The organism is Actinacidiphila sp. bgisy160, from assembly GCF_057707815.1.
Window position 1 is genome coordinate 33,131 of sequence record NZ_JBYIQW010000041.1, and the last position, 22,370, is coordinate 55,500.

The following is a 22,370-nucleotide window of genomic DNA, read 5'->3' on the forward strand; positions in this document are numbered from 1 at the left end:
AGGAGTCTTCCTTCACGAAGGGACTGAAAGGAGAGGAGCACGTCATTCCGGGACCAGGACGCCGGTCAGCAGATGTGCGGCGAGTGTGCCGCGGTGATGCGTGGCGGCCTGAATAAGTTCACGATGCACGGTGATCTGTGCATCTACGGCAGCCAGCGCGGCGCTGATTCGCCGCTGGTGAGCAAGGGGCGGCAGCGGTACGGGCAGAAGTGCCAGCGTGGCGGCACTGAGGGAAGGCACGGCGGTACCGCGGGCGTACTCCTTGAGCCAGTGCACTGTCTCCGGCAGAGACAGGTAGGCGAGCAGGTAGCCGGGGAGGACAAGTGGCCCCCCATCCGGTTCGAGGGCACGCAGCCGCAGCAGGTTGGTGCTGAACAGCCAGCCGTCCTGCGCCTTCTCGACCATGGCTGGGGGCATCTGGGCGCCGGAACGCACGCACAGGATGTCTCCAGGGCTGAGACGGAACCTCGCCAGTGCGCGGGCGACATCTGCGGTTACCTTCTCCACGTCGCGATCGTCGATACGTCCTTCGCGCAGATGCTTGGGCATCACGACAGGTAGTTCACCGGCCGCGGAGCGAACCTCGGCCGGCACGCGTGAGTAGGACGGACCAGCCATGATGCTGACTAGATCTCCCAGCCGAACCCGACGCCAGTCATGAGGTAGCCCGTCATACGAGAGCACGACCGCTGACGACAATGGGCCGTACGAGAGTGCATCGACCGCGCAGTCCACGGCATTCGTTCGACGCCTTGCCGCATCGAGCGTCGCCTTCGTGGCTGCTGCCTCAGTCGCCGCATCAACCGGTGACGCTGTCGACATCCATCTATCCACATAGTCGGCGGGGCTGAGCGAGTAACCGGCAGCCCGCACCGCATACAGCGGAACAGCGATCGCGAGATGCCCAGCGCTCTGCCGACCGCGGCGGAATCCGGTCCCTCGCCGCCACGTCTGAACGGTTTTCGCGACGGCTCGAACGTGTTCGTCGGACAGGACTCGAGGTCCGCGAGTCGCCTTGTCGCCCAAGTCGCGGGCGTCCACGAACAGGATCTCGTCGCACACCGCTGCGGACCGCCGCATGAACCACATGCAAACGGACACCTGAGCCCCCGAAAAGAGCTGGGGCGGCAGCGCCACAATGCATTCGACGGCCCCGTCCTCCACCAGCCTGCGCCGAATCTCCTGCTCCCGGACGTCTGTGGAGGCGCCCGCGCTGACCGGCATCACCAGGCCTGCACGGCCCTCGTCCCTGAGCGACACCATGGCGTGCTGGAGCCAGGCGAAGGCAGGGCTACCGGGGGGAGGCGGTCCGTACGGCCAGTCGATGCCCTCACGCGGCCTCGGCACCGCCCCGCGAGCGTTGAAAGGCGGATTGGTCAGAATCAAGTCGGCCTGGTGGCTCTTGGGCCAGAGACGTTCGTTCCACGGAGCCATAGAGCCGGTCTCCAGCTCAACCGGGACTCCGTGCAGCGCGAGGTTCATTCCGGCCAGCCAAAGTGTGCCGCGCTGCGGGCTCTCACCACGCAAAGTCAGAGGCACGACACCACCGAGACGTTCAGCGGCTCCGTCAAGCATCTCGCCTGCGCGCATGTACGGGTCGTAGACGCGTTGTGCTGAGTCCTCGTCCCCTATGGCGGCGTCCCGCAGCAGCCGCACGACGGCACGTGGAGTGAAGAACTCTCCGCTGGGAAGCCCGGATCGGGACCCGAATTGATCCGCCAGCTGTCGGAACTCGTCGATCCCCAAGCCGTCGGTCAGGCAAATCACCTCGACGACATCCCCGTACTCCCGGGGCTCCAACTTGACGATGGCCGTCCGCATGCCCGGCGGAACGCCGCGCCGGCGCAGTTCCTCGTCGGCTGCGTCCCCGATCTCCTGCAACAACACCGCTGCGGCATCCCTGGATCGAACCCGCACCGTTCGCGGGAGCGACGCCGAGCGAGGGCTTCCGCTCACCTGAAGAAAGATGAGGGAGAGGACCAAGGCAAGGTAATCTGTCATCGATCCGCCGCCGCGCACGGCGTCTGCAATCGGCCCCAGCAGTTGGGTAAGTTGCCGGGCACGCTGTCCTTCGTCGCCCGACAGACTGCTGCCGTCTGACTCACCACTCCGCGCGGCCGCTCTCTGGCGAGCCTCGTCCGATGCAGCGAGATTCCGTCGCATACGGTCGGCATAGGTGAAACCGGGCGGCTCGTCACGTGCACGAGCACGCGGCGGGATCTGACGAGAGTCAAGCCAGTCGAGGACCGCCCGTAGACTGAACAGTTCCGTTTCGCCCGTCCTAACCGGCTCCGGATAATCCTCGTACCGGCGTTGCCAGTTGGTGACCGCTGGCCGCATCACTCCAGCCAGTTCGGCCAGTTCAGCTCTCGACAGCAAGCGTTCGTCGCTGAGCCCCACGCTGTCCATGAAAACCCCCTTACACCGTCCTGGTTGCTCTCGATGAGGGAACGGTAGAGAGGCGACATCAGGAGCGTCAACCAGCGCACCGACGGTGCGCAGCTTGCCAGACAGACGGGGCGCACCGGCCATGGATCCGACCTTCAGCGGCCAGTACGGCTCTCAACAGGCCTTCTTCCTTCCGCTGCCACCTTCGATCGTCGAATCGACAAGGAGTGAGAAGCACTGCTTGTTAAGGGGATACCCGAGAAGAAGTTACGCCTGTCTGCGGATCAAACTCACCGCAAGCCCAACTCGTGGCGGGCCTGTCGAGTTGCGGTGCCCCTCATTTCCGAGCGCATCGCAAGCCCGGTGGACACCGGGCTTGCGATGCGGATCCCGCCTGGCCAAGCGCGTGGGACAACGTCCCGTGATCACTCGTACTCGCGCAACAGATCCTCGATCCGGCGGTTCGCGACCTCCTGTCGGCCATCGATGCACTTGGCGTACCGACTCAGCAGTACCTCCACGCTGTTGCCCGCCCGTTCCGCGACCTCGGTGGGGTCCACGCCCGCGTTCAGCCACGTCGACAGCGCCGAGTGCCGCAGGTCGTACGGACGCCGGGCCAGGGGCGATGCGGCCACCACAGGCGGCAGCGCCAGCAGACGGGCCTCCTGCCAGGCTCGGTGATACGAGGACGATGAGACCACTCCTCCGCCCTCGCTGAAGAACAGCCGCCCATCGTCGGCGACCCCGAAGGTGTCGAGGTGTTCCCGGAAGATCGCCACGAGCTGCGGAGGGATCGGAACCCGCCGTACGTCCTCGGCCGGCCGGTTCTTCAGCCCGCGGTCGTCATGGCTCTCCCCCGAGTCGGTCCACTGCTTCCCGACACTCGGGCGCGTTCGGTGCAGCAGGCGGAGCCCCATCCGGTGGCGGGCAGGGTGAGATCAGTCTCGGCAAGCCCGACCGCTTCGGCGGGGCGCAGGCCCCCGAAGTACATCGCCGCGAACAGGCCGACAAGACGTCGACCACGGGCACGCCGGTAGCTGCCGATGTAGGACACGGCGCACAGTAGGGAGCGAGCCTGGTGAGGGTTGGCGACGACCCGAGGGTCCACTTCGCTGGAGACTTTGGGCTTCTGCCACCTCACGCCGGCGAGCGGATTCTCGGAGAACTCGCCAAGGTCGACCGCGTAATGCATGGCGTTGACGAGGGTCCGTCGCTTGCGACGCACGGTCTCGGCAGCTGCGGCAGTGCCGTCAAGCTTGAGCTTGAGGGAGTCGAGTACGGCGCGAGCGATCACGGGGTCACCGAGATCAGCGAGGGGGCGCGAGGCCTTGGCGACCCAGTGAAGGACATTTTCTATGTCCAGTGGGATTTCACGATCATTCGGCCCCGGGAGGACAAATGCCCAATTACGAAGGGCCTTCCTCAGCTCCTCGGCGGCCGGACGGCCCGGACGCTCGTCGAGGAGTGCCACGGTCACCGACGCCAGGGATTCATTAATGCTGACGCGAGTGTTCGGCGCTGCGTGCGGCCACTTCATGGCCAGGTACTTGAGCGCGAATTCGTACCAGGTCAGTGAGGTCTTCTTCTCCGACATCGACTCGGGGAGGCCGCTCTCGACGTCGAACTCCTCACCGTCGTGCGAGGCCCGCAGCAGTTTGGAGCGGTAGTGGTCGGCGAGTCCCTTCGTCCTGAACGTCTCGGAGAAAACCTGGCCAGCCACCGACCAGCGCACGTCGTATGACGGCGTCTTGTAGGGCCGCTTACGGACGCCCCAGATTTTGACCTGCAGAGACTTCATGCTGCGGTCCCTTCCAATTGCCGAAGCCAGGCAACGAAGTCGCTGCGCCACACTCGTAGCTCGCCGTTCGGCAGCTTGAAGGCGTCCGGGCCGTGGCCCAGTTCGCGCCAGCGATAGAAGGTGCGTCGGGACACCCCGCCGAGCTCGGCGAGGATCTGCGGGACGGTCATCAGCTCGTCGCGGCTGCCAGTCACGGTGTGGGTTCTCCTTCCGTTCCGAGAGCGGGTGCGAGTGAGGCCACGAGCCAGGCCTCGCCCGGGGTCAGCCCGGTGCCGGCGAAGACCCAGTGGGAAAGGACGAGCGTCGTCTCGTCGTGACGGTCGACGCCGAGCGCGGTCAGGGCCTCACTGCGTCGCCATTCGGCGCGGGCGTTGCGCAGGGCGCCGAGGGTGGTGGAGTAGCGGCGGGACTTGGTGGAGAAGTGACCGCGGAAGCCGAGCATGTGGGCCCAGGCGCGAAGCCTGAGCTCTTCGAGTTCGGGGCGTGCGCCGAGGGTCCAGGCAGTGCGGATCATGCGGCGTGCATGGTCGGAGATCCGCAGATGCCCCAGTTCGGCCAGCAGCCTCAGCGGGCGGTCGAGGGTGCCGGTGGCCGCCTCGGCGCCTTTGGTGGCGTACTTGGCGATGTAGGCCGCGACAGCGCGCTCGGTCAGCTCGGTGCCACCGTCGAAGTCCGCGCCGCGGATGGTGCGGACGTCGAGTTGGCGGCCGAATGCGAAGGAGTACGCACGGCCGCCGATCACCGGGCCGTCGACAGAGACTACAGCGGCCGCAGCCTGGATCGCGTCGGCGAGTAGCTCGGGGGTGGCCCAAGCGGGCGGTGGCGTGGAGCCGCCCTCTGGGCCGTCGAGGCGCATGACCGCGTGGAAGTGGACGGCGCCGCGCTTCTGGTACTCGGCCACCTTGGCAAAGGACAGCCGCGCGTGGTCGCGGAAGGCGCGTTGGGTCAGTCCGGCGCGCTTGGCGACCTCGCGGCGCAGGTAGATGGAGAAGCGCCGCCATAAGACTCCGGCGTGCGCGTTCCACAGCACGGCCGCTTCGTAGTCGTAGGTGTCCGGGTCGAGCGGTGTGCCGAGGACGTCGTCCTTCTGGTGGTGGAGCAGGCCGCATCGGCAGGGGCGTACTTCTCCGCGGCTGTCGGTGGGCCGGTTGTGGACGGGCCCGAAGCCAGGCGCGGTGAAGGTGGCAAACACCCGGGGGTGCGTGGCCACGTGCTCGGGGGTTCCCTTGCCGCCGCGCAGGCCCGCGGTGATCAGGTGGTAGGTGTCGCGGCGGTAGGTCTCCGCGCAGGCGGTGCATCGGGTGGCCCGACGGTTCTTGCACGGCACGAGGAGTCGGCCGGCGGGGAGCGTCGTCGAGTCGATGTGGTGCAGGACGGGTCCGATCTCGCCGGTTGCCGGGTCGACTCGGTGTTCCGTTCGGTAGCCGTCGAGTCGTACCGGTCGTGCGCAGCCGCCGAGCCCGGACAGCTGTCGGGCGAGGGCGGGGAGGGTGCCGAGGGAGGCGAGTTGCCCGAGCTCGGCTACTGGGGGTGTTGCGGGGCGGGTGATGATGTCCTCTGTCCTTTCGGCTTCGGTCGTGAGGGGCTGGGCCTGCCGGGGCGGTCGGATGCTTGGCGGCGTGTTGCCGCCCCGGCGGGTCGTCATCGTTCGGTGGTTGTGTTGAACAGGGAGCGCAGGACCAGGGCAGCGATGGCCACGGCCACGGCGGTGAGGGCGACGGTGGCCAGCAGCGCGGTCAGGACGATGCCGACGACGACCAGGGCCACGACGAGGCCGGCCCCGGCACTCACGTAGGGCGTGACGGTGCGGGCAGGCGCCTGTGTCACCGCGTGGGCTGTCGAGTGACGGCAGGAGCAGGCCTGCGCGTGGTCGTCCCGGACCGCCGGGGTGTCGGGCATGACGGGGAGCTTGGGGCGGAGCATGGGTGGTTCTCCTCTCAGTCGTGGGTGCCGTTGACGATCTCGACCCCGGAGCGGGTGCCGGAGTCGATGGCGGGGGCGAGGAAGGTGTCGGCGAGGTAGAAGCCGAAGAGGGCGATCACTACGGCGACCCACATCCGGACGCCGAGGAACTTGATCGCGGCCCAGGCGACGACGCCCAGGACGGCGACGAGCGGCAGGGTGACGGTCACGGTGCCTCCTCAGCGGGCCGAGCAGCGGTGGGTGCGGGCGGCGAGTTCTGCGGCGGGGCGGCTGTCGTAGTCGGTGGAGAAGCCGCAGCGCGGGACGGTGCACGCGGCGGTGTGCTTGGTGCGGCCGCGTCCGTCGAAGTAGGTGGCGACCTGCACGGGACCGATGCGGCGGACGTTGCGGAACCGGCGATTGGCGGGCATCAAGAGGCCTCCTGGTGGCTGGTGAAGTCGTGGACGTGCTCGGTCAGCCAGCGGCGGATCTCGGCTCCCTCGGCGTAGTCGGCGGCGAGGATGACCGGCTCGGCAACGAGCACGGCTTCGGTGAACTGGTTCTGTCGGACGAGTTCTGCGGCGCGCTTGAGGGCGCGCAGGGTGGTCGGGCGCAAGGGCGTTTGCTCCAGGTCAGGTGAGTTGGGCGGCGATGGCTTCGGCGAGCGGGGCGGCGACGCCAAGCCGGGCGCGGAGTGTGGTCGCGTCGATGGCGGTTCCGGTCCGGGCCCGATGGTCGTCGGCGATCTTGCGGGCGTGTTGGACGAGGGCGGGCGGAATCTCCGCCTGCGGCCGGGCGGGAGGGTTTGCAGGGGGCGCGGGCAGTTCCGCCCGTGGTTCCGGCAGGAGCTCGGCGTCCGCGTCGTCGTGCGGTTCGTCGGCGGTGAAGGGCATCGGCGCCGTGTGGGCGAGCAGCGTGCCGCCGAGGAAGGCGACCGCCGGCCAGCCCGCGACGAGGATGCGCAGCCAGGCTGGCACCTCGGCCAGGTCGAGCAGTCCCGCGGTGGCGACGTTGGCGCCCAGTGAGGCGACCAGGGAGATCAGGAACCAGCACCAGCCGACCGCCCGGGAGCTCCCGGATCGCAACCGCCGCCAGGCCGCAACCAACAGGAGGTCGACGGAGATGGGGTAGGCCCAGGCCTTCCAGCCGTCCTGCCCGGCCGCCGCGGCGATGTCGTGCAGGTGGGCGAAGGACAGCGCGGCAGCGATGACCGCCTGAATCAGCACCGCATCGACTCGGGCCAGGTGAGCGCGCACGGCACGGCTCCTTCCGCTTTCGGGCAAGGCGGGGGTAGGGACGTGGCGCGAGGCGGTCACGCCGGCCGAGGGGTGGAACGGGTCAGTCGATAACCGGGCGGAGTCTCGGCGCCGGGTCCAGGTGCTTCGCCGGCAGGGACGGTACGTCCGGACGGAACGGCACAAGAGCGGGCACGTCCGGTGCGAGATCAGCCGTCTCACGGCAGATGGCAGCCGCTTCGGCGAGGGACAGGTACGGGGTGCGGATGCGGGACCAGCCGCCGGAGGTGTCACCGACGACGGCGAGACCGGGGCGTTCCGGTGCGATGGCGCACGCGGCTTCGACAGCCTCAGGGGCGATGTCGCCTAGCGCCATCTTCGCGGAGGCCTCATCGTTGACCCGGTGGCACACGCGGCCGGTGAGCTGGGCCCGGAGCATGGTGGCGCCCTTGCCCAGTTCGGCGCCTAAGCGCTGGCCGCAGACTTCCAGATAGATGCCTGCGGCGCGGCCGAGTTGGGCGAGCCGGATGAGATGCGTGACCATCTCGTCGCGCCGTTCCTCGTCCTTGCGGGTCGCGACAAGGAACAGTTCGGCCACCTCGTCAATGAACAGCACGATCGGGGGCGGGCGCCTCTCCTCGGGGAGACCCCAGATGTCCGACGTGATCTCCTCGCCGGACACGCCGGGGGCAATTCCCTGCCGGGCTTTGATCAGGTCGTAGCGGTCCTCCATCTCCTGGACGAGCGCCGGCAGGAGTTCCGCCGCCTGCGCCGGATCGGTCGCCAGAGCCGAGAGCCGAGCGGCAAAGGGCGCCAACTCCACTCCGCGCTTGCAGTCGATCCCCACAAGGACGACGGCCTGCCTGGCCAGTCCGGTGAAGAGGTTCCGGAGGAACATGGACTTACCCGACAACGTCGCGCCGAGGACGAGTTGGTGCGGCACGACGCGGTAGTCACGGACGCATGCTGTCGCGTCTTCCCTCAGCGCCACCGGGATCTTAAGGAAGTCGGCGTCCGTCTTCCGGGGCATCCGCACCTTCCGCAGCACGTCATAGCCGACCAGCCGCAGTTCAATGACGCCAGGCTTGATGTCCCGGACGTGGACCGCATGGACGCCCCAGGCGTGGCGCAGTCGCTCGGTAGAGGCGGCCACGTCTGCCGGCTCCTGCCCCGGGGCCAGGCGAAGCCGCATACGAAGGCCCGTCGATGTCGGGCGAACCAGCCCGCGGCTCGGCGGCACAGGACGCACCTCACGACGAGTGGTCGCCCTGATGGCCAAAGCCCGCCAGCGGGACGGCTCGACCGTCAGGCCGCATGCCTCCATGGTGGAGGAGTACGAGGCCAGCAGCCGGGCCACCGATAACGGCAGCCCGACCGTGGACCAGTACGCCGCCGGATGCGCGTGCCGGGCGTAGGCCGCGCCACCTATCGCAGCGAGCGGCCCACCCACCTCCACGAGCGTCAGCAGGTCGGACACCGGTGTCAGGCCTCCTGTCCGGCCGTCGCGAACACGCCGGGCGCCACGGCAAGGGCTCGGTAGGCGATGCCGTGGCGGCTCTGCCCGTTGAAGACGCTCTCCCACGGCCGAGCCACCAGACCGGGCAGCGCGACCGGCGAGCCCACAGGCAGCCCCTCGGTCACCCCGCTCTCCGGCACGGTTACCTGGATCAGCGAGGACTCCCCCTCATCGATGTAGACGACGCCCACGGTCATCAGGACCTCGCCGCTTACGGCGTCCTTGGCGATCTCGCCGGTCTGCCGGTCCCGGATCTTGGGCGAAGGTGACTCGGTCAGCAGGATCGTCGCCGCCGAGGTCTCGACACGGATCACACGCACAACAGATCTCCTTTGTCGGGTCACATCAACCCGTCACCTGACAGGTTGACTTAGCAAGTTCGAAACTAGGGACGCCAGATTGACTGGTCAAGTGGAGTTGGAGGGCCGGAAGATCGCAACTGATGCCTAGCAGCAGGTCAGTTGAGCCGATAGGTATCTTCAAGTTCCTGCCGGTCGGCGGGGAGCAGAACATCGACGATCTGCAACGCCCTCCCGGAGGCATCACGCGCCACCACCAGAACGCCAAGTACGGGGTCCCCCGCGGTCAGCCCCAGCAGGCCCGCATCCTCGTCGCCCGCAAGACGCGCCGAGACGCGCTCGGTGACGTGATCGAAGCGCACCTTTTTGCGCGCTTCGAGATGCGCTCGCGGGCTCTCAGCCAGAGGTTCGGAGCTGCCGAGCTCAGTCCCCTCGACCAGGCCGGCCGGGAAGTAGGAAGAGGCGAGCTCCACGGGCTCACCGTCCTCCTCGACCAGAAGGCGGCGCACGAGCGCTTTGGCTCCCGGCGGCAGGCCGAGCAAGGACGCGACTTGGCGCGGGACCTGGACTTCCCCCACCTCGACGAGGCGCCCCGGAATCCGCGACTCGTCCCGCTCCAAGGCTTCGTGTCCTCGGCGGTCACGCTGCTCGACGGCCTCCGGACGGCCACGCACGATCGTCCCGAAGCCCTGCCGGGACTCCAGCCAGCCGTCCCGCTTGAGCAGTTCGAGGGCCCGGACAACAGTCGGCCGCGACATCCCGAATGCCTGCACGAGTTGGTTCTCGCTCGGCACCAGCGATCCCGGCGGGTAGGTGCCGTCCTCGATCCGACCTTGGATCGTCTGCGCGAGCCGCACGTACTTTGGTGCAGCCACTTCGTACGCCACGGGCGCCGCCTAGTCGGGATCGGTCAAGTCAACTGGTCAACCAGCGTACCCAGCTGGCTGACACGCACGCTAGCTGGCTGACGAGCCAGACCGCAGCCCGCTCACGACGGCCAGGCGTCGGCCATCTCGAACGACACGACCGTCCCGCCGAAGCGGCTCGGGCCGGCACGCCAGGAGTCCGACAAGGCATCGACCAGGCCCAGCCCACGCCCATGGGCCTCATTGGCCGCCGGGTACCGCAACCGGACGCTCGCGGGGAAGCCCGGGTTGTGCACGTCAATCCGCAGGGACTTCCCGTCCCGTCGCCACTCCACCCGCACGAGCCATTCCTCCTCGGCTCGCCCGTAGAGGATCGCGTTCGTCACGAGCTCCGAGATCATCAACACACAGTCGTCGATCGAACAGGCCACTTCGTGCTTGCCGATGAAGTGCCTGAACCAGCGACGAGCCCGGCACACCGACTCAGGCAGCGGGTACAGGGTCATCGAGCCGAGCACTTCGCCGTCGTCAGCGCCGTGGTCAGGGCGCCCCTTGCTGATGCCATCCATCCGTGGTTACTCCTTGCCGGTCCCGTCGCAGTCAAGGCAGCGCCGCTTGGAGACGGCGCGGGGGCGCCCATTGGCGACGGATAACGCCAATGACGTCCGCGAGCGGACGAACTTCCAGCCCCGACCGCGGCACCCCCGGCAGGCGGACCTCCGGTCCTGTAACGGCCTTTCACCGCTCACACCGCGCCCCTTCCTTCGAAGTGGCCTTAGCCACTTCGTGGATAGTGGCATTAGCCACTTAGGTCAGGCAAGGGGTTCGGGACACTTGGCCCGAATCGATCAGGTCAGCGGGTAACCCTGTTCGAACGCCCACCGGTTGGGCGGGTAGGTGGCCTCGGCGAACTCCAACGGCCGGTCCTGCAGGTCATAGACCACGTGGTGCACGATCAGGACAGCCGATCCAGCCTCCAGGCCGAGGTCCGCCGCCTCCTCCTCCGTCGCGGTGCGGGCGCTCATGCGGTCCTCCGCATAGCTCCCCTGGCGCCCCGTCATCTGCTCCACGTACAGCAGCGTGCCCTCCTGGATACGCTCGGGGTCCATGAGCCTGGGGGCCCGTTGAGCCATGTCCGGCGCGAACCAGGACGTCGACAGGGTGATAGGCCCAGTCTGGTTACTGGTCACCCGCCGGCGATGCACAGCCCGACGCTCCTTCGCCAAGCCCAAGGCATCGGCAACGTAGTCCGGCGCATCAAGCCATCCCGCAGACGTGATCACCGCGTACTCGCCAGCCGTGTAGATCTTCCCAGTCTGCCGTGCCCGACCGTAGAGCTCCCGGGCCCGCCGGTTGACCTCCACGCCGCGCACGTACGTCCCGGACCCCTGCCGCTTCTCCACAAGGCCCTGATTGCTCAGCGCCTCCAGCGAGCGGGCAGCTGTCGGCCGCGAGACGTTCCAGTCCGTCGCCAACTGCCGCTCCGACGGCACCTCGTCCCCCGGCCTGAGGTCACCGCGCAAGATCTGATCGCGGATGTGGTGCGCGATCTGGAGGTACTTCGGCTGAGCCTCCTCGATCTGCGGCATCACAGCCTCCCATCCCCATCAAGTGGCTATTACCTCTGGCCACTATAGGGTGAGTGGCCAATACCTGAACCCGTACGCTGGCCACGTGACGCGGTTGATCCTGGCAGCCGGAGGAGGGGGCGACGCTGTCGCCGCCGCAATGTTGGACGCGGCCTTGTATGGCGCTGAGGACCCGGCGGTGATCCTCAGCTACGCCTGGGACCGCCTGATCGTCGACCCGTTGCCGGGGCCCCGCAGTCCGGCCGACTTCAACGGCCTGCGCCAGCTGACGCCAAGCGTGTACGCCGTCCCCGCAGATGCCGAGCCCGTTGCTCCCGCCGGCTCCACACTCCCCCGCTTGGCCGCCGAACTGCCTCACACCCTGGCGCTAATCGACCCTCGCGGCGGCGCCGTTGGCCTGGCCCAGCAACTCGAAGAACTCATCGCCGAACTCTCCCCAGAGTCCGTTGACCTCCTGGACGTGGGCGGCGACATCCTCGCTCGCGGCGATGAGCCCACGCTCAAGAGCCCTCTCGCCGACGCCCTCACCCTGGCTGCCTGCGCACAGCTCAAGGCTCCCGTGCGACTCCTCATTGCTGGTCCGGGTCTAGACGGAGAGATCCCTGCCGGGGACCTCCAAGACAGCCTTGGACGCACAGTCCATACATTCACGGCCAACCAAGTGACGCCGGTAGGCACGGTTCTGGAGTGGCACCCCTCCGAGGCGACCGCGATGCTCGCCGCCGCAGCACGAGGTGTCCGCGGCCTCTGCGAAATCCGAGACGCCGGCCTCCCCGTCCCACTGACCGACGAGAGCCCGACGGTCCACGAGGTGGACATCGATGACGCACTCCATCGCAACAGACTGGCCCGCGCCCTCGTATCAACGAGCACTCTCGAAGAAGCCGAGCAGCACAGCCGTGAGATCTGCGGATACTCCGAGATCGACTACGAGCGGAACAAGGCCCTGTGGCTATCGGGGCGTGACCAGGCCGAGCTCAATCCCACCACGGTCCTAACAGAGCTGACCCGCTTCGAAGCTGGGGCTCGCAGCCACGGGATCACCCACACGACGTTCCGGCGCCTGACGGAAGCCCTCGATCTACCCGGGGCTCAGCGCGAAGAATTGCGCGCGCTCCTGATCGCCAAGCGCCCCGGACAGTACACAGCCCCCCTGTGGAGCATCGCAGCCTCCTCCTGAGTTACAACCTTCTTCACGGGTTCAAGGCGCTCCCGCCGCGCAGAGCGCGGCGGCGCGCGGCCCGGCGTCTCGGGCCGACGCTCCTAATGGGGACGTAAGGCGTTGGGGATGACCAGCACGTGGTGAGCCGTATCCGCTCCTGAGGCGCTGACCTCTAAAGACAGAGCCGGTCCCGTGTGCTGTTCGTCCCCAGCATCCGCCGGGGACGCGTGGCCCGGCGGGGCCCGGGCCACGCTCCTGCCTCCGTCCCGCTCGGCCCGACCCCGCCAGCCACGCGACCAGGGGCATCGGATTCGTTAGCGTCGTGGACCAGGCCGCCCGCAGGGATCACCTCTCACCGCTTCGGGAACCACCGAGTTCCCCCGCAGACCGAGGGCCCCGCGGGTCGCCGGGGATCGCGAACGGCTGATCGGATGACGGGCCGCATGAGCCCTTCCATTAGGGAGCCGCGCACCCCTGCACGGCTGTGACCAGCACCCATACGCCGCCAACACGGAGGAGGGAAACCCATGCCCGGCGTGTTCTGCGGGATCGACTGGGCCAGCGACCACCACGACGTGGCCTTGATCGACCAGGACGGAGCGCTGTTAGCCAAGCTCCGCATCGACGACAACGCCGCCGGCCTGGCGCACTTGCTGGATCTGCTGGCTGACCACGGCGACACCCCACAGTCCCCGATCCCGGTGGCCATCGAGACATCCCACGGCCTGCTGGTGTCCTGCCTGCGAGCCACCGGCCGACCCATCTACGCCATCAACCCGCTCACCGCCGCCCGCTACCGCGACCGATACGCCCTGACCCGCAAGAAGTCCGACCACCTGGACGCCAAGGTCCTGGCCAACATCCTGCGCACCGACCCCGCCGAGCACCGGCCCCTGCCCGCAGACAGCGAGCTCGCCCAGGCCATCGCCATCCTGGCCCGCGCCCAGCAAGACGCCGTCTGGGACCGCACCCAAGCAGGCAACAAACTCCGCTCCCACCTGCGGGAATACTTCCCCGGCTTCCTCACGGTGTTCGTTCACTTCCGCGAGGGCATCACCTCACCGGTCACCCGCACTCTGCTGGCCGCCGCCCCCACCCCCACCGAGGCCGCCCGCCTGTCCCGCACCCAGCTGCGGGCCCTGCTCATCAAGGCCGGCCGTCAACGCGAGATCGCCCCCGAAGTCGAACGTCTCCACCAGCTGCTGCGCGAACCCCAGATGCAGCAACCGCCGCTGGTCGAACAGGCCATGGGCGCCAAGACCCAAGCACTGCTGCGGCAGTTCAACGCGGCCTGCACCAGCGCCGACGAACTCGAAACCGCCACCGTCACAGCGTTCGAGACGCACCCGGACGCCGAGATCATCACCAGCTTCCCCGGCCTCGGCGCCCTCACCGGCGCCCGAGCCCACTACGACCGCCGCCGAGCCACCGAAGAACGCCACACCGCCGCCCAACGCAACCTCTTCAACCGCATGCTCGGCTGCCTCCACCACTGCCTGACCACGCGAATCCCCTACAACGAAGAGATCGCCTTCCCCACCGTGGCTTGACAGATCAACCGCATCGGATGTCTGTCTGCGCCCCGCTACGGCCCGGCCGCCGGCCGCCCGCCAAACGGCGAGGGATTACCGAGGGAAAACCCGCTGTGCCTGGGCCGGTCGGCTCCGCGGCTTTAGCCACCTCCCCGGTCCGGGACCCGCGCCGAGCAAGACCAGGGGGCCACTCGGACACATTGCGGGCATGGTCAAGCCTGCCCGAGTTGCCAACCAGCGTACGGCCCCCCGATCATGCTCGGCCCCAGCCCAGGCAGGCCACCGGCCAAACCCGCTCCGCCAATACAAAGCCGGCGCGGGGGCCTTACGCCTGCCCGTTCAGCATTGCCTGGTTTTCTGCAGCAAAATCCACTCCCTGAATCTTGCCACTCTCCCCAAGAGCTGTGTATTGCCTCGCAAAGTCACTCTTAAGTTTATCCAAAGATTTAGCGATCTCTGCAGAACGACGGGCTTCGTCAAGATTTACCGCCTCGGCGACGGAGTCCATGATCTGGTTGAAAGTCTCAAGTTTCATGCGGCGAGCGAGCTTGATTCCGAGCAAGCTAGGGAACACCGATTTGAAGGTTTGACGAGCATCCGCAGCACTGGGTGCCAAGGTGAGAAAGTTGAGGAGAAAGTCTGGCCGCATCACGTAGCGCGCACGATGTTCCCTGACGATTCCCCTGGTATATTTCAGAATCGCCGTCTCAGAAGTCAACCACCACGTCGCATAGCCGAACTCGGAAACGCTGGATGTCTCTTTCTTCGCAGCGCGATGACCATAGACAGCCAACGCCAATAGTGCATCGTTGCGGGCTAGGCGGGGATCCCGCTTGGCCTCCTCAAGTTGCACCGCCAAAGCTTCAACCTCGCCCAAATCGACGAGACTTTCAAGGTCCTCGACCGACTCAAACGCGAGCGAAAACTTCGCCTGCAAATACCGCCTAATGTCGTCGAAGGCGGCGGGCTTATGCAAATCGGCGTAAGTGCAGAATTGTTTAACAAAGGCTGGCCAGCTCTGAGGCCTCCGCCACCCGAGGTCTTGATTTATCCGCGCATACAGGTAGCATCTGAGCATTATGTGCGGCGCGTTTCTGGCGACCTCATAGTTCATATACTCGTCGATGTCAGCAATGTGGTTCCGATACTCGAAGTCGCAGACACGGAGGTGATGAACCACCTCTTCGAGCACCGGGTCGGTCAAAATTAGCTTCGCTCCTAGCTTGCCGGCCATCAATAGGGTATTGGCAGTCATCCGATCGGGCTCGTCGAGGTAGTGTTCACTTAGGGCTCGTACAATCTGATCCGACCCCACATAGAGATGAAACTCCCCTGTCATCTCCTGAAAGAAGTCGACCAGTTTAGGCTCTGTGTTCAGGGTGAATAGGAGAGCGTAGGTTCGCGATAGCCGCTGAAGGTACCTCCGCTCAACTTCACTAGAGTTATAGAGGACGCCCCGCAGGAGAGCGAAAGCGCCGTCACCAACATTCACAGAGTCACGCCCCGTCAGACCGTATTCCTTCAGTGCTACGGCGAGACAATCCGTGATGGTTCCATAGTCGGAATTATCATTCGCATGCAAAAACGCCGCGAACTCCAACCCATTCCGTTCAAAGGAAAGCTGCAACGTGCGGAGCGCTACTTCTACGGCTTGCCGCCCACGAACCTTACCTAGGCCCTTGATTCCTTCCTTTCGCAGCCTGTCCTCGAAGCTGGAAATAACCTCCAATCGCAATGTCTCGTCGGCTGTATTTTCCTCCTCGATTCGCTGACGAGTTTCAAATGGAAGGCAAAAGACATCGTCCTTCCGATGCCAGTTCACTGCCCTGCCCCCGTGAAATTTCTTATCTGACATCACCTCAAGACGACGGCGCAACCGGGGCTTCACCAAGGCCGTAACACTTGGCAGAGACTGCGCAATCACTTGTTCTACTTTTTCGCTATGGTAGAGGATTCCGGCATCGGGATCGGTGCCCTCCAGAGCCCACAGCGCAAGCGCATCGACAACTGAGTCTACGAGCTTCTCATTTCCAGAACGGCGTTCAAGCTCCTGCGAAAGGAACACGAATGCTGCAGGGTTCTTAACGTGCTTCGATGCCTCAATGAGCCTAGACGAGCCAATGCGCTTGAGAAAATCTGTATAGCTCCGGAGATGCTCATCAAATGCAGCTCGACCCGCTACATCGTCATTGACGTGCGCAACAATGTAGCCACCATCACGAATGTATACCGTAACATCAAGCTCCGCCGTCAACTCCCGTTCAACTCGATCACTATATTTGATTGTCTTTGAGGTTAGATAGAACAGAACCTTGGGGTCTCTACCAAACTCTCGCAGGCGCGCCATCGTCCGCCTGATTTTACTCTCTGCATCAATCTCAACGCTTGCCTGATAGTAGGTTTCAGGCCTCCCCTTCTCTTCGAAAATTGCTCCGTCGCGGGCATCCGCACCGCCGTCTTTGATTCCCCCCAGCGGTACGAAGTCTGCCCCGATTAGCGATGAATAGAAGGACATAGCAAATCGCTCAAAGGGGAATCCCTCGGCCTTGTCCAGTGCGATGCGCACTACGTCCTCGGGGATGCGTTCCATCGCTACGAGCCCTTCCTCCCACTGCTGTTGGTGACCAAGGTACCCTGCGCGCTGCCTCCATCTGAGTCCCGATCTACAGGAGTCGCCTGACGATTCGCCGGCTCAGGGTCAGACCAGCCGCCGGCAGCCCAATCCCAACCGGGAGTACGCAGGGTCGCTGCGCATCAAGCAAGCCCATGCGCCTCTCAATGCCCCAGCTGAGCCTAGTGCGTACCCTGCCAGTCCGGCACTCGTGCCGAGTAACACACAAGTGCCGGCGTCCAGTCCGCCACGGCTGCCGTGGACTCAAACCGCACTTCTGACATCACGGGCCTTAGACGCAGAATTTCTTCAGTCGCCCCCAAAGCCCAGCCGCGTCCTCGACGTCTTGCTCACCGGCGAGAAGGTAATTCCACGTGACCCCGCGAACCTGCGGGGATGAGTTGGCAGTATTAGCCCATTTCTTCGCTGCGCGCCGTTTGGCCTGGACTTCTGCAGAGGACATGTCCTTGTCGCTCTTGGTCTCTACGAGCCAGCCAAGGCGTTTTCCTTCGATCTCCTCGATGACGACGAAGTCCGGGTTATAGTTCCGGCCGTCCGTGGTCCAATGGATCTCCACATCATTGATGTGGAGGCGTGCCCAGACCACGACGGAGCTGCTGCTATCAATCAGACCGGCCGCCTGGAACTCAGGAGAGCTGTCGAACCAGGCGTGGCTATACAGGTTCTTCTGCCATCCGTTGAACGCCAGATTCTTGTCGAACGTCCCGTCTGCATGTCCGGCTTCCTGTTTCCGCTGCGCCTTACGCGTCTTGTCGATCGGCAGCCATTCGACATCGTCGGTATACATAATCTGGGTCGGGTTGAAGTCCCGGAGGGTCTTGCTGATCTGCCGGGTAAGTCGCTGTCCACATACCTCGACGAAGGCCGACAAGCATTCTTGAGCCTCGTCACCCATGGCCTCGATGACGCAGTCGACGATCCTCTCTGCGGCCCCGAGTTCGTTCTTACGATTCGGCACGTCCTTGGCCGACATGACGCGGCGGATGAGTGCCTTGCGGGTCTCCGAAAGCGGAATGTCCAGAGGCAGGGCAGCCCTTATCGAGTCTCGGGCAGTCTCCGCGCGGACCTGGGCCTTTTGCCAGTTGTGGCTCGCAGACAGCTTGGTGCGGCGCAGCTCCTCGGAGTGCTCGGTAACCAGAGCCCGTCCAAGGCGTTCAAACGGTCCATAGTCCTCCGGATCAATATCGTTCAGGCTCACTGTTGTCGGCTGGGCTACGGACACGAGTCGCGGAATCACGATCGGCTCCCGGTCCGGCAACGGCGAATACTCAATGACAGCGCCGGACTGCGCGTCCTTCTTCGCCTGGCGTGCCCGGCTCTCCTGGTCCACGATCCCGACAACGGAAGCTGCGGCTGCCGACGCGAGATCGCCCGGCTCTGACGACAACAAGAACTCTTCGCTTGTCGCAGGATCTCCAGTCTGGGCCGTTACAGAAGGCCGTGGAGCCGGAATGACCGGGCCCGGCGCCGGAATGGCCTTCTGGCGAACCTCCAAGCTGCCGTCGGCCGCTCGCCGTAGCTGCGCGTAGGTGCCGTAGTCGATGAACGCTTCGTTGAGAACACTGCGCTTCTTCAGTAGGTCGCCGTACTTCTCGTGGGCCAGGACCTCGAGAGTGTCGAGGAACTCCACCTGTGTATAGCGTCCGAAGGGGAGCCGCATGCCGCGGCCAAGGGTCTGCTCGGTGAGCACTGTGGAGACGGAGGCACGCATGGATGCGATGACGTAAACGTTCTTGACATCCCAGCCCTCCTTCAGCATTCCTATGCTGATGATGATTCGCACGGGCGATTCGGGTTCCTCCACCGCCTGCAGGTCAGCGAGGGCTTTCTCCTTTTCTTCGCCTTTCAGCTTCGAGTGCACAAGCAAGGTCGTACCGGCCCAGGCGCCGGCATCGAAGGAGCTAGAGTCGAGGACGTCCTGATACTCCTTGGCTTCTTCGATGGAACCGGCGATGACTAGCATCACTGGGTTAACGCGCGGTAGTTCATGCTCGGTGCAGTACGCGTCGGCCGCTGCGCTCTTGTACCGCAGAAGGTTAACTCCATCTAGGAGCTTGGTCTCCGTGTCGGTGCGGTCGTCTCGGCGCGCGACCATCACCGGGGTTTTGACCAGTTGGTCCGCGATGGCAGCAGCGAGCGGATATCTGAATGCGACCAGGTTTTCGTCGGCCTTGACTGGTGTCGCGGTCAGGCCGACCACGAGTTCCGGCTTGAGGTCGGTGATTGTCCGGGAGAACGCCGGTCCACGGTAGCAGTGGTGCTCATCCGCGAGGATTACCAGGTCCTCGAGAAGGGCGAGGCGTTCGAAGAACGAGGCGCCTAGGTTCTCGGAGTGGACATGGGTGGCGCGTCCCTCGCCCGTGGACGTAGTCAGCGCCTGAACGGTGAAGATGTACAGCTTGGTGACACTCGCGTCATCCATGGCGACCCTGGTGGCCGGCGAGTTGAAATTGTCGGCGGTCACGACGTACGGGGCCGAGCGCATCACGGGTCGCAGTGACTTGCGATTGCCGGGCGTGAAGTTCTGTACCGACTTATCGCGGATAGTGCGGCCGGGTGCCAGCAGAAGGAAGTTTCGTGCCGGACTCTCGGCGCCCGCCAGGTATTCCATTAGCCCGGCCATCACATAGGTCTTTCCGACACCGGTCGCCGAATCGACGATGCATTCAAAGGGGCCGGAGCTCTCCTGGACATCGTAATGATCAGAGGCCCGGAGGATCACGGACTCGATGGCCTTGCGGTTGGGTTCACGCAGGTCGAGACGGTGTGCTACCTCGTCGAGGAGATCAGCCTGGAATCGCAGCTCCCCCATCAGACTCTCTCCCTCTTGGCCCCTGCCGCAGCAGAGTCGCTCGTCTCCGTGGTCGTACGGGGTCGCGGTACGGCTCGGCCAGCCCCAAACGGGGCCTTCAAGGCGGTCGTGCGCCGGTAGTTGTCCAAGACCTTGTCCGGGATAAGTTCGATTTTGGAGCCGGGTCGGTCAACCTTCAGTGTCTCGGTTGCGTCGTTGTCAATCTGGGTAGCCCAGATCTCGACAACCTCGCCCTCGGGCAGCCGGTCAAGGACAGACGCGATGGTCCCTGTCCCGACCATCCCGTCGATCACGAGATAGCGGGTACGGCCCTGGCGGCCGGCGAAGATGTCTTCGGGTTCGTAGGGCACGGACAGTTGAGCGCACATCACCTCGGCCAGCGCCCCCTGGGTTGCCCAGTCGGCGAGCACGACGATCCCAGCGACCTCCTCGAACATGGACTCCCCGACACGCAGGTGCGTGAAGCTGCCGCCTCCATGCCAGTTCAGGGTCGTGACGTTCTTGGTCTTGGTAGCGGCCTTCAATGCCTGGATGGTCTTCTCGTCGAGGTTGACCGAGCTCGCCTTGACCACTTTGTTGAGCACCCGGTTGAACTCCTGCGCATTCTCCGGAGAGACCCCTTCGGGTAGCTCCATGTCGTCTTCGTCGTCACCAGCGACCGCGGCCATTCGCTCGGTGATGCTGGTGACGCCTCCGGGATCCTCTCCGTTGACTACCTTCGTCAGGCGAGGAAGCAGGAATCGGCTCACGTTAGAGGCGAGCAGCTCGCAGGTCACCCATCGGCGTCCCATCTTGTGGGCAACCGCCGCTGTCGTGCCGGATCCACCGAAGCAGTCCAGCACGATGTCCCCAGGGAGCGACCCGATATGAACAATGCGGGCGATCAACTGCTCCGGCTTGGGGGTGGCGAACGGGTGCTCCTCCGGGAAGAGATTTCTAATTTCGTTCTTCCCGCGGAGATTGCCGCCGACCTCGCTGCCGAGCCACAAGGTTTCCGGTACCCGACCGTTGTCCTCGAGGTGCTTCTTGCGTCGGAGTCGCTCCCGAAGGCCGAGCATGACCAGATCCGGCCAATGACCGGCGTCAAACCGTGCCCGGGCCTTCGCCGCGGCCTCGTCGAGCGGCACGGACAGCGCGATCGCGGGAACACCCGGTTTCACCTTGTCCGGGGTGGTTCCGCATATTCGGGCCCGTTCCGCCTCGTCGCCAATGTCGCGAAGCTCATACGGGGCATACTCGGACATTTGCTCGAGCATCCATGACTGTGCCTTGCCCCAACAGCGGCCCGGCGGCGGATACATCCGCTTCCCGGTGATCGGGTGCTCGATCGCGTAGACCATCGGCTGGTGCGTAGCGGCGCCACCTGCCGTTGCGTCACCGTCGCTCCAGGGGATCGGGTCTCCATCTCGGGACTGGAAGCGGGACGTGTTCGAGATGGCAAGCCTCGGCATGCGATTCGGCATCCAGGATTCGCTCTTGCGGTACACAAGGATGGTGTCCTGTGACGTCGAGAGTCCCTTGGTGTCGTTCCGGGGCGAGTCAGCCTTCTGCCAGGCGACTTCGGCGACGAAATTGTGCTCACCCAGCTCCTCATCCAAGACCACGCGGCACCGGTGGGACTCCGTATGGTCCAGATGGACCCACACGGAGCCGTCCTCGGCCAGCAGCGGCCTGATCTGACGGATGCGGTCTCTGAGAAGGGTGAGCCAGATCGAGTGCGCGATGCTGTCCTCGTACTGCGAGAATGCCTGACCGGTGTTGAACGGCGGGTCGATGTAGACCAGCTTCACCTTGCCGAGATACCGGTCGGCGTAGGCCGGGATCTTCGCCAGGGCGTCGAGAACATGCATGGCGTCGCCGGTGACGAGGAGATTGTCTTGGGTCGGCTCCGGCAGTGCTGCCGGCCGCTCCAGGGGCGTGGGGGCCGCGAACCGACTGACCTCGTGGAGCAACCGGACCTCGGAGACGCGGTAGTCCGACGAGTCGACGAATGAGTAGTCATACCTGCCGTCGCCCGTGGACAGGAGAGTCTTGTCCTTGTTCGTCCAGGTCAGTTCCAGTCGCCCGTGGCGACGGGCCGTCAATTTTGTTGCCATGCAGCGTCCTTGAGGATCGAGTCGTGAGCTCATCCTGACGCAAAGATCGCGATGGGTATATAGGAATCATCGTGTCCTCTGGAAGGTCTCCTGTCGGATCCGAGTGACCTGCCTGCTCGCGTCAAACGTGACTCCGCGCTCAGGCACGTACCGCATGGGAACACCGCCGGGACGTTCCTGAGGCTCATCGGCGCCGTTCGAACCGGACGTCGGCGAGTGGCCTGCGGCCGGTGGCGAGCTGGTCGAGACGGGCAGGCTCGAATCGGCCGTCGGTAAGACCGCTCGTTCCCCGCTGAACGCGGTGCGCGGTGCACGGTGCTGCAAGACTCGGACCGCCTACCGGGAGGCGACGAAGAGGTCCGCCTACGACCGGAGCTCGGATGGGCTTGATCCGCGACGCCTACGCGCTGTACAGCGGCGCCCGCACGACAACGCAGATACCACTGAACACTTCACCTGGCCGTGGGACTGCCGTAGCCGCTGGAACCACAACTGCCGAACTACCTCGCGTAGGCAGTCGCCCTCAACCGTCTGGGGTCGGCG

General features: G+C 65.3%; 18 protein-coding genes and 1 pseudogene. 2 read left to right on the forward strand and 17 right to left on the reverse strand.

All coding sequences use genetic code 11. The features are described from left to right. Nucleotides 1–42: 42 nt before the first annotated feature. From AC3EUJ_RS26860 to AC3EUJ_RS26925, 14 genes and pseudogenes are all read right to left on the reverse strand, one after another. On the reverse strand, nucleotides 43–2,409 hold the full coding sequence (locus AC3EUJ_RS26860) for an N-6 DNA methylase (RefSeq protein ID WP_431965675.1): 2,367 nt from the start codon (nucleotides 2,407–2,409) through the stop codon (nucleotides 43–45). Nucleotides 2,410–2,813: 404 nt separating this feature from the next. Further along, a pseudogene (locus tag AC3EUJ_RS26865) lies at nucleotides 2,814–4,186 on the reverse strand (site-specific integrase). After that, complete coding sequence (locus AC3EUJ_RS26870; RefSeq protein ID WP_026251821.1) at nucleotides 4,183–4,356, reverse strand: helix-turn-helix transcriptional regulator; 174 nt, start codon at nucleotides 4,354–4,356, stop codon at nucleotides 4,183–4,185. The pseudogene AC3EUJ_RS26865 and the gene AC3EUJ_RS26870 overlap by 4 nt, the downstream one beginning before the upstream one ends. 20 nt (nucleotides 4,357–4,376) lie before the next feature. Then, entirely contained in the window at nucleotides 4,377–5,831 is a 1,455-nt protein-coding gene (locus tag AC3EUJ_RS26875) for a replication initiator (protein WP_431965677.1), read from the reverse strand. After that, nucleotides 5,828–6,109, reverse strand: a complete 282-nt coding sequence (locus AC3EUJ_RS26880) for a SpdD protein (protein ID WP_431965679.1) — start codon at nucleotides 6,107–6,109, stop codon at nucleotides 5,828–5,830. Before AC3EUJ_RS26880 ends, AC3EUJ_RS26875 begins: the two co-directional genes overlap by 4 nt. A 14-nt stretch (nucleotides 6,110–6,123) precedes the next feature. Continuing rightward, nucleotides 6,124–6,318 (reverse strand): hypothetical protein, encoded by a 195-nt coding sequence (locus tag AC3EUJ_RS26885; RefSeq protein WP_431965681.1) that lies wholly within the window; start codon nucleotides 6,316–6,318, stop codon nucleotides 6,124–6,126. A gap of 9 nt (nucleotides 6,319–6,327) precedes the next feature. After that, on the reverse strand, nucleotides 6,328–6,519 hold the full coding sequence (locus AC3EUJ_RS26890; protein ID WP_431965683.1) for a mobile element transfer protein: 192 nt from the start codon (nucleotides 6,517–6,519) through the stop codon (nucleotides 6,328–6,330). Beyond that, nucleotides 6,519–6,704: a hypothetical protein gene (locus AC3EUJ_RS26895; RefSeq protein WP_319138528.1), complete on the reverse strand. Its 186-nt coding sequence runs from the start codon at nucleotides 6,702–6,704 to the stop codon at nucleotides 6,519–6,521. The genes AC3EUJ_RS26890 and AC3EUJ_RS26895 overlap by 1 nt, the downstream gene beginning before the upstream one ends. 16 nt (nucleotides 6,705–6,720) lie before the next feature. Next, nucleotides 6,721–7,344: a DUF2637 domain-containing protein gene (locus AC3EUJ_RS26900; RefSeq protein ID WP_431965685.1), complete on the reverse strand. Its 624-nt coding sequence runs from the start codon at nucleotides 7,342–7,344 to the stop codon at nucleotides 6,721–6,723. An 82-nt stretch (nucleotides 7,345–7,426) separates the two neighbouring features. Beyond that, nucleotides 7,427–8,800 (reverse strand): FtsK/SpoIIIE domain-containing protein, encoded by a 1,374-nt coding sequence (locus AC3EUJ_RS26905; protein ID WP_431965687.1) that lies wholly within the window; start codon nucleotides 8,798–8,800, stop codon nucleotides 7,427–7,429. Between the two features lie 5 nt (nucleotides 8,801–8,805). Next, a complete protein-coding gene (locus AC3EUJ_RS26910) occupies nucleotides 8,806–9,159 on the reverse strand; it encodes an SCO3933 family regulatory protein (RefSeq protein ID WP_431965689.1) in 354 nt (117 codons plus the stop codon). 137 nt (nucleotides 9,160–9,296) lie between these two features. Next, nucleotides 9,297–10,025, reverse strand: coding sequence for a GntR family transcriptional regulator (locus AC3EUJ_RS26915; RefSeq protein ID WP_431965691.1), 729 nt, complete (start codon nucleotides 10,023–10,025; stop codon nucleotides 9,297–9,299). Between the two features lie 101 nt (nucleotides 10,026–10,126). Further along, the gene (locus AC3EUJ_RS26920; protein WP_431965692.1) at nucleotides 10,127–10,573 is read right to left on the reverse strand and encodes an ATP-binding protein; all 447 of its coding nucleotides are present in this window, start codon (nucleotides 10,571–10,573) and stop codon (nucleotides 10,127–10,129) included. Nucleotides 10,574–10,852: 279 nt separating this feature from the next. Further along, a complete protein-coding gene (locus tag AC3EUJ_RS26925; protein WP_431965694.1) occupies nucleotides 10,853–11,593 on the reverse strand; it encodes a GntR family transcriptional regulator in 741 nt (246 codons plus the stop codon). A gap of 94 nt (nucleotides 11,594–11,687) precedes the next feature. On the opposite strand from AC3EUJ_RS26925, the gene AC3EUJ_RS26930 reads away from it, so the two are divergent. Both AC3EUJ_RS26930 and AC3EUJ_RS26935 read left to right on the forward strand, forming a co-directional pair. Next, entirely contained in the window at nucleotides 11,688–12,773 is a 1,086-nt protein-coding gene (locus tag AC3EUJ_RS26930) for a DUF1152 domain-containing protein (RefSeq protein WP_431965730.1), read from the forward strand. 509 nt (nucleotides 12,774–13,282) lie between these two features. Then, entirely contained in the window at nucleotides 13,283–14,305 is a 1,023-nt protein-coding gene (locus AC3EUJ_RS26935) for an IS110 family transposase (protein WP_431965696.1), read from the forward strand. A 307-nt stretch (nucleotides 14,306–14,612) separates the two neighbouring features. Here AC3EUJ_RS26935 and AC3EUJ_RS26940 read toward each other — a convergent pair whose 3' ends face one another. The 3 genes from AC3EUJ_RS26940 to AC3EUJ_RS26950 form a co-directional block, all read right to left on the reverse strand. Beyond that, on the reverse strand, nucleotides 14,613–16,877 hold the full coding sequence (locus tag AC3EUJ_RS26940; RefSeq protein WP_431965698.1) for a hypothetical protein: 2,265 nt from the start codon (nucleotides 16,875–16,877) through the stop codon (nucleotides 14,613–14,615). Nucleotides 16,878–17,190: 313 nt separating this feature from the next. After that, nucleotides 17,191–19,731: a DEAD/DEAH box helicase family protein gene (locus AC3EUJ_RS26945; RefSeq protein WP_431965700.1), complete on the reverse strand. Its 2,541-nt coding sequence runs from the start codon at nucleotides 19,729–19,731 to the stop codon at nucleotides 17,191–17,193. Beyond that, nucleotides 19,731–21,827 (reverse strand): site-specific DNA-methyltransferase, encoded by a 2,097-nt coding sequence (locus tag AC3EUJ_RS26950; RefSeq protein WP_431965702.1) that lies wholly within the window; start codon nucleotides 21,825–21,827, stop codon nucleotides 19,731–19,733. The genes AC3EUJ_RS26945 and AC3EUJ_RS26950 overlap by 1 nt, the downstream gene beginning before the upstream one ends. Nucleotides 21,828–22,370: the final 543 nt, after the last annotated feature.

Coding starts and splice junctions, on each gene's coding strand:
- AC3EUJ_RS26860 (WP_431965675.1), bottom strand. CDS start 2,409: ATGGACAGCGTGGGGCTCAGCGACGAACGCTTGCTGTCGAGAGCTGAA.
- AC3EUJ_RS26870 (WP_026251821.1), bottom strand. CDS start 4,356: ATGACCGTCCCGCAGATCCTCGCCGAGCTCGGCGGGGTGTCCCGACGC.
- AC3EUJ_RS26875 (WP_431965677.1), bottom strand. CDS start 5,831: ATGACGACCCGCCGGGGCGGCAACACGCCGCCAAGCATCCGACCGCCC.
- AC3EUJ_RS26880 (WP_431965679.1), bottom strand. CDS start 6,109: ATGCTCCGCCCCAAGCTCCCCGTCATGCCCGACACCCCGGCGGTCCGG.
- AC3EUJ_RS26890 (WP_431965683.1), bottom strand. CDS start 6,519: ATGCCCGCCAATCGCCGGTTCCGCAACGTCCGCCGCATCGGTCCCGTG.
- AC3EUJ_RS26920 (WP_431965692.1), bottom strand. CDS start 10,573: ATGGATGGCATCAGCAAGGGGCGCCCTGACCACGGCGCTGACGACGGC.
- AC3EUJ_RS26925 (WP_431965694.1), bottom strand. CDS start 11,593: ATGCCGCAGATCGAGGAGGCTCAGCCGAAGTACCTCCAGATCGCGCAC.
- AC3EUJ_RS26935 (WP_431965696.1), top strand. CDS start 13,283: ATGCCCGGCGTGTTCTGCGGGATCGACTGGGCCAGCGACCACCACGAC.
- AC3EUJ_RS26940 (WP_431965698.1), bottom strand. CDS start 16,877: ATGGAACGCATCCCCGAGGACGTAGTGCGCATCGCACTGGACAAGGCC.
- AC3EUJ_RS26945 (WP_431965700.1), bottom strand. CDS start 19,731: ATGGGGGAGCTGCGATTCCAGGCTGATCTCCTCGACGAGGTAGCACAC.
- AC3EUJ_RS26950 (WP_431965702.1), bottom strand. CDS start 21,827: ATGGCAACAAAATTGACGGCCCGTCGCCACGGGCGACTGGAACTGACC.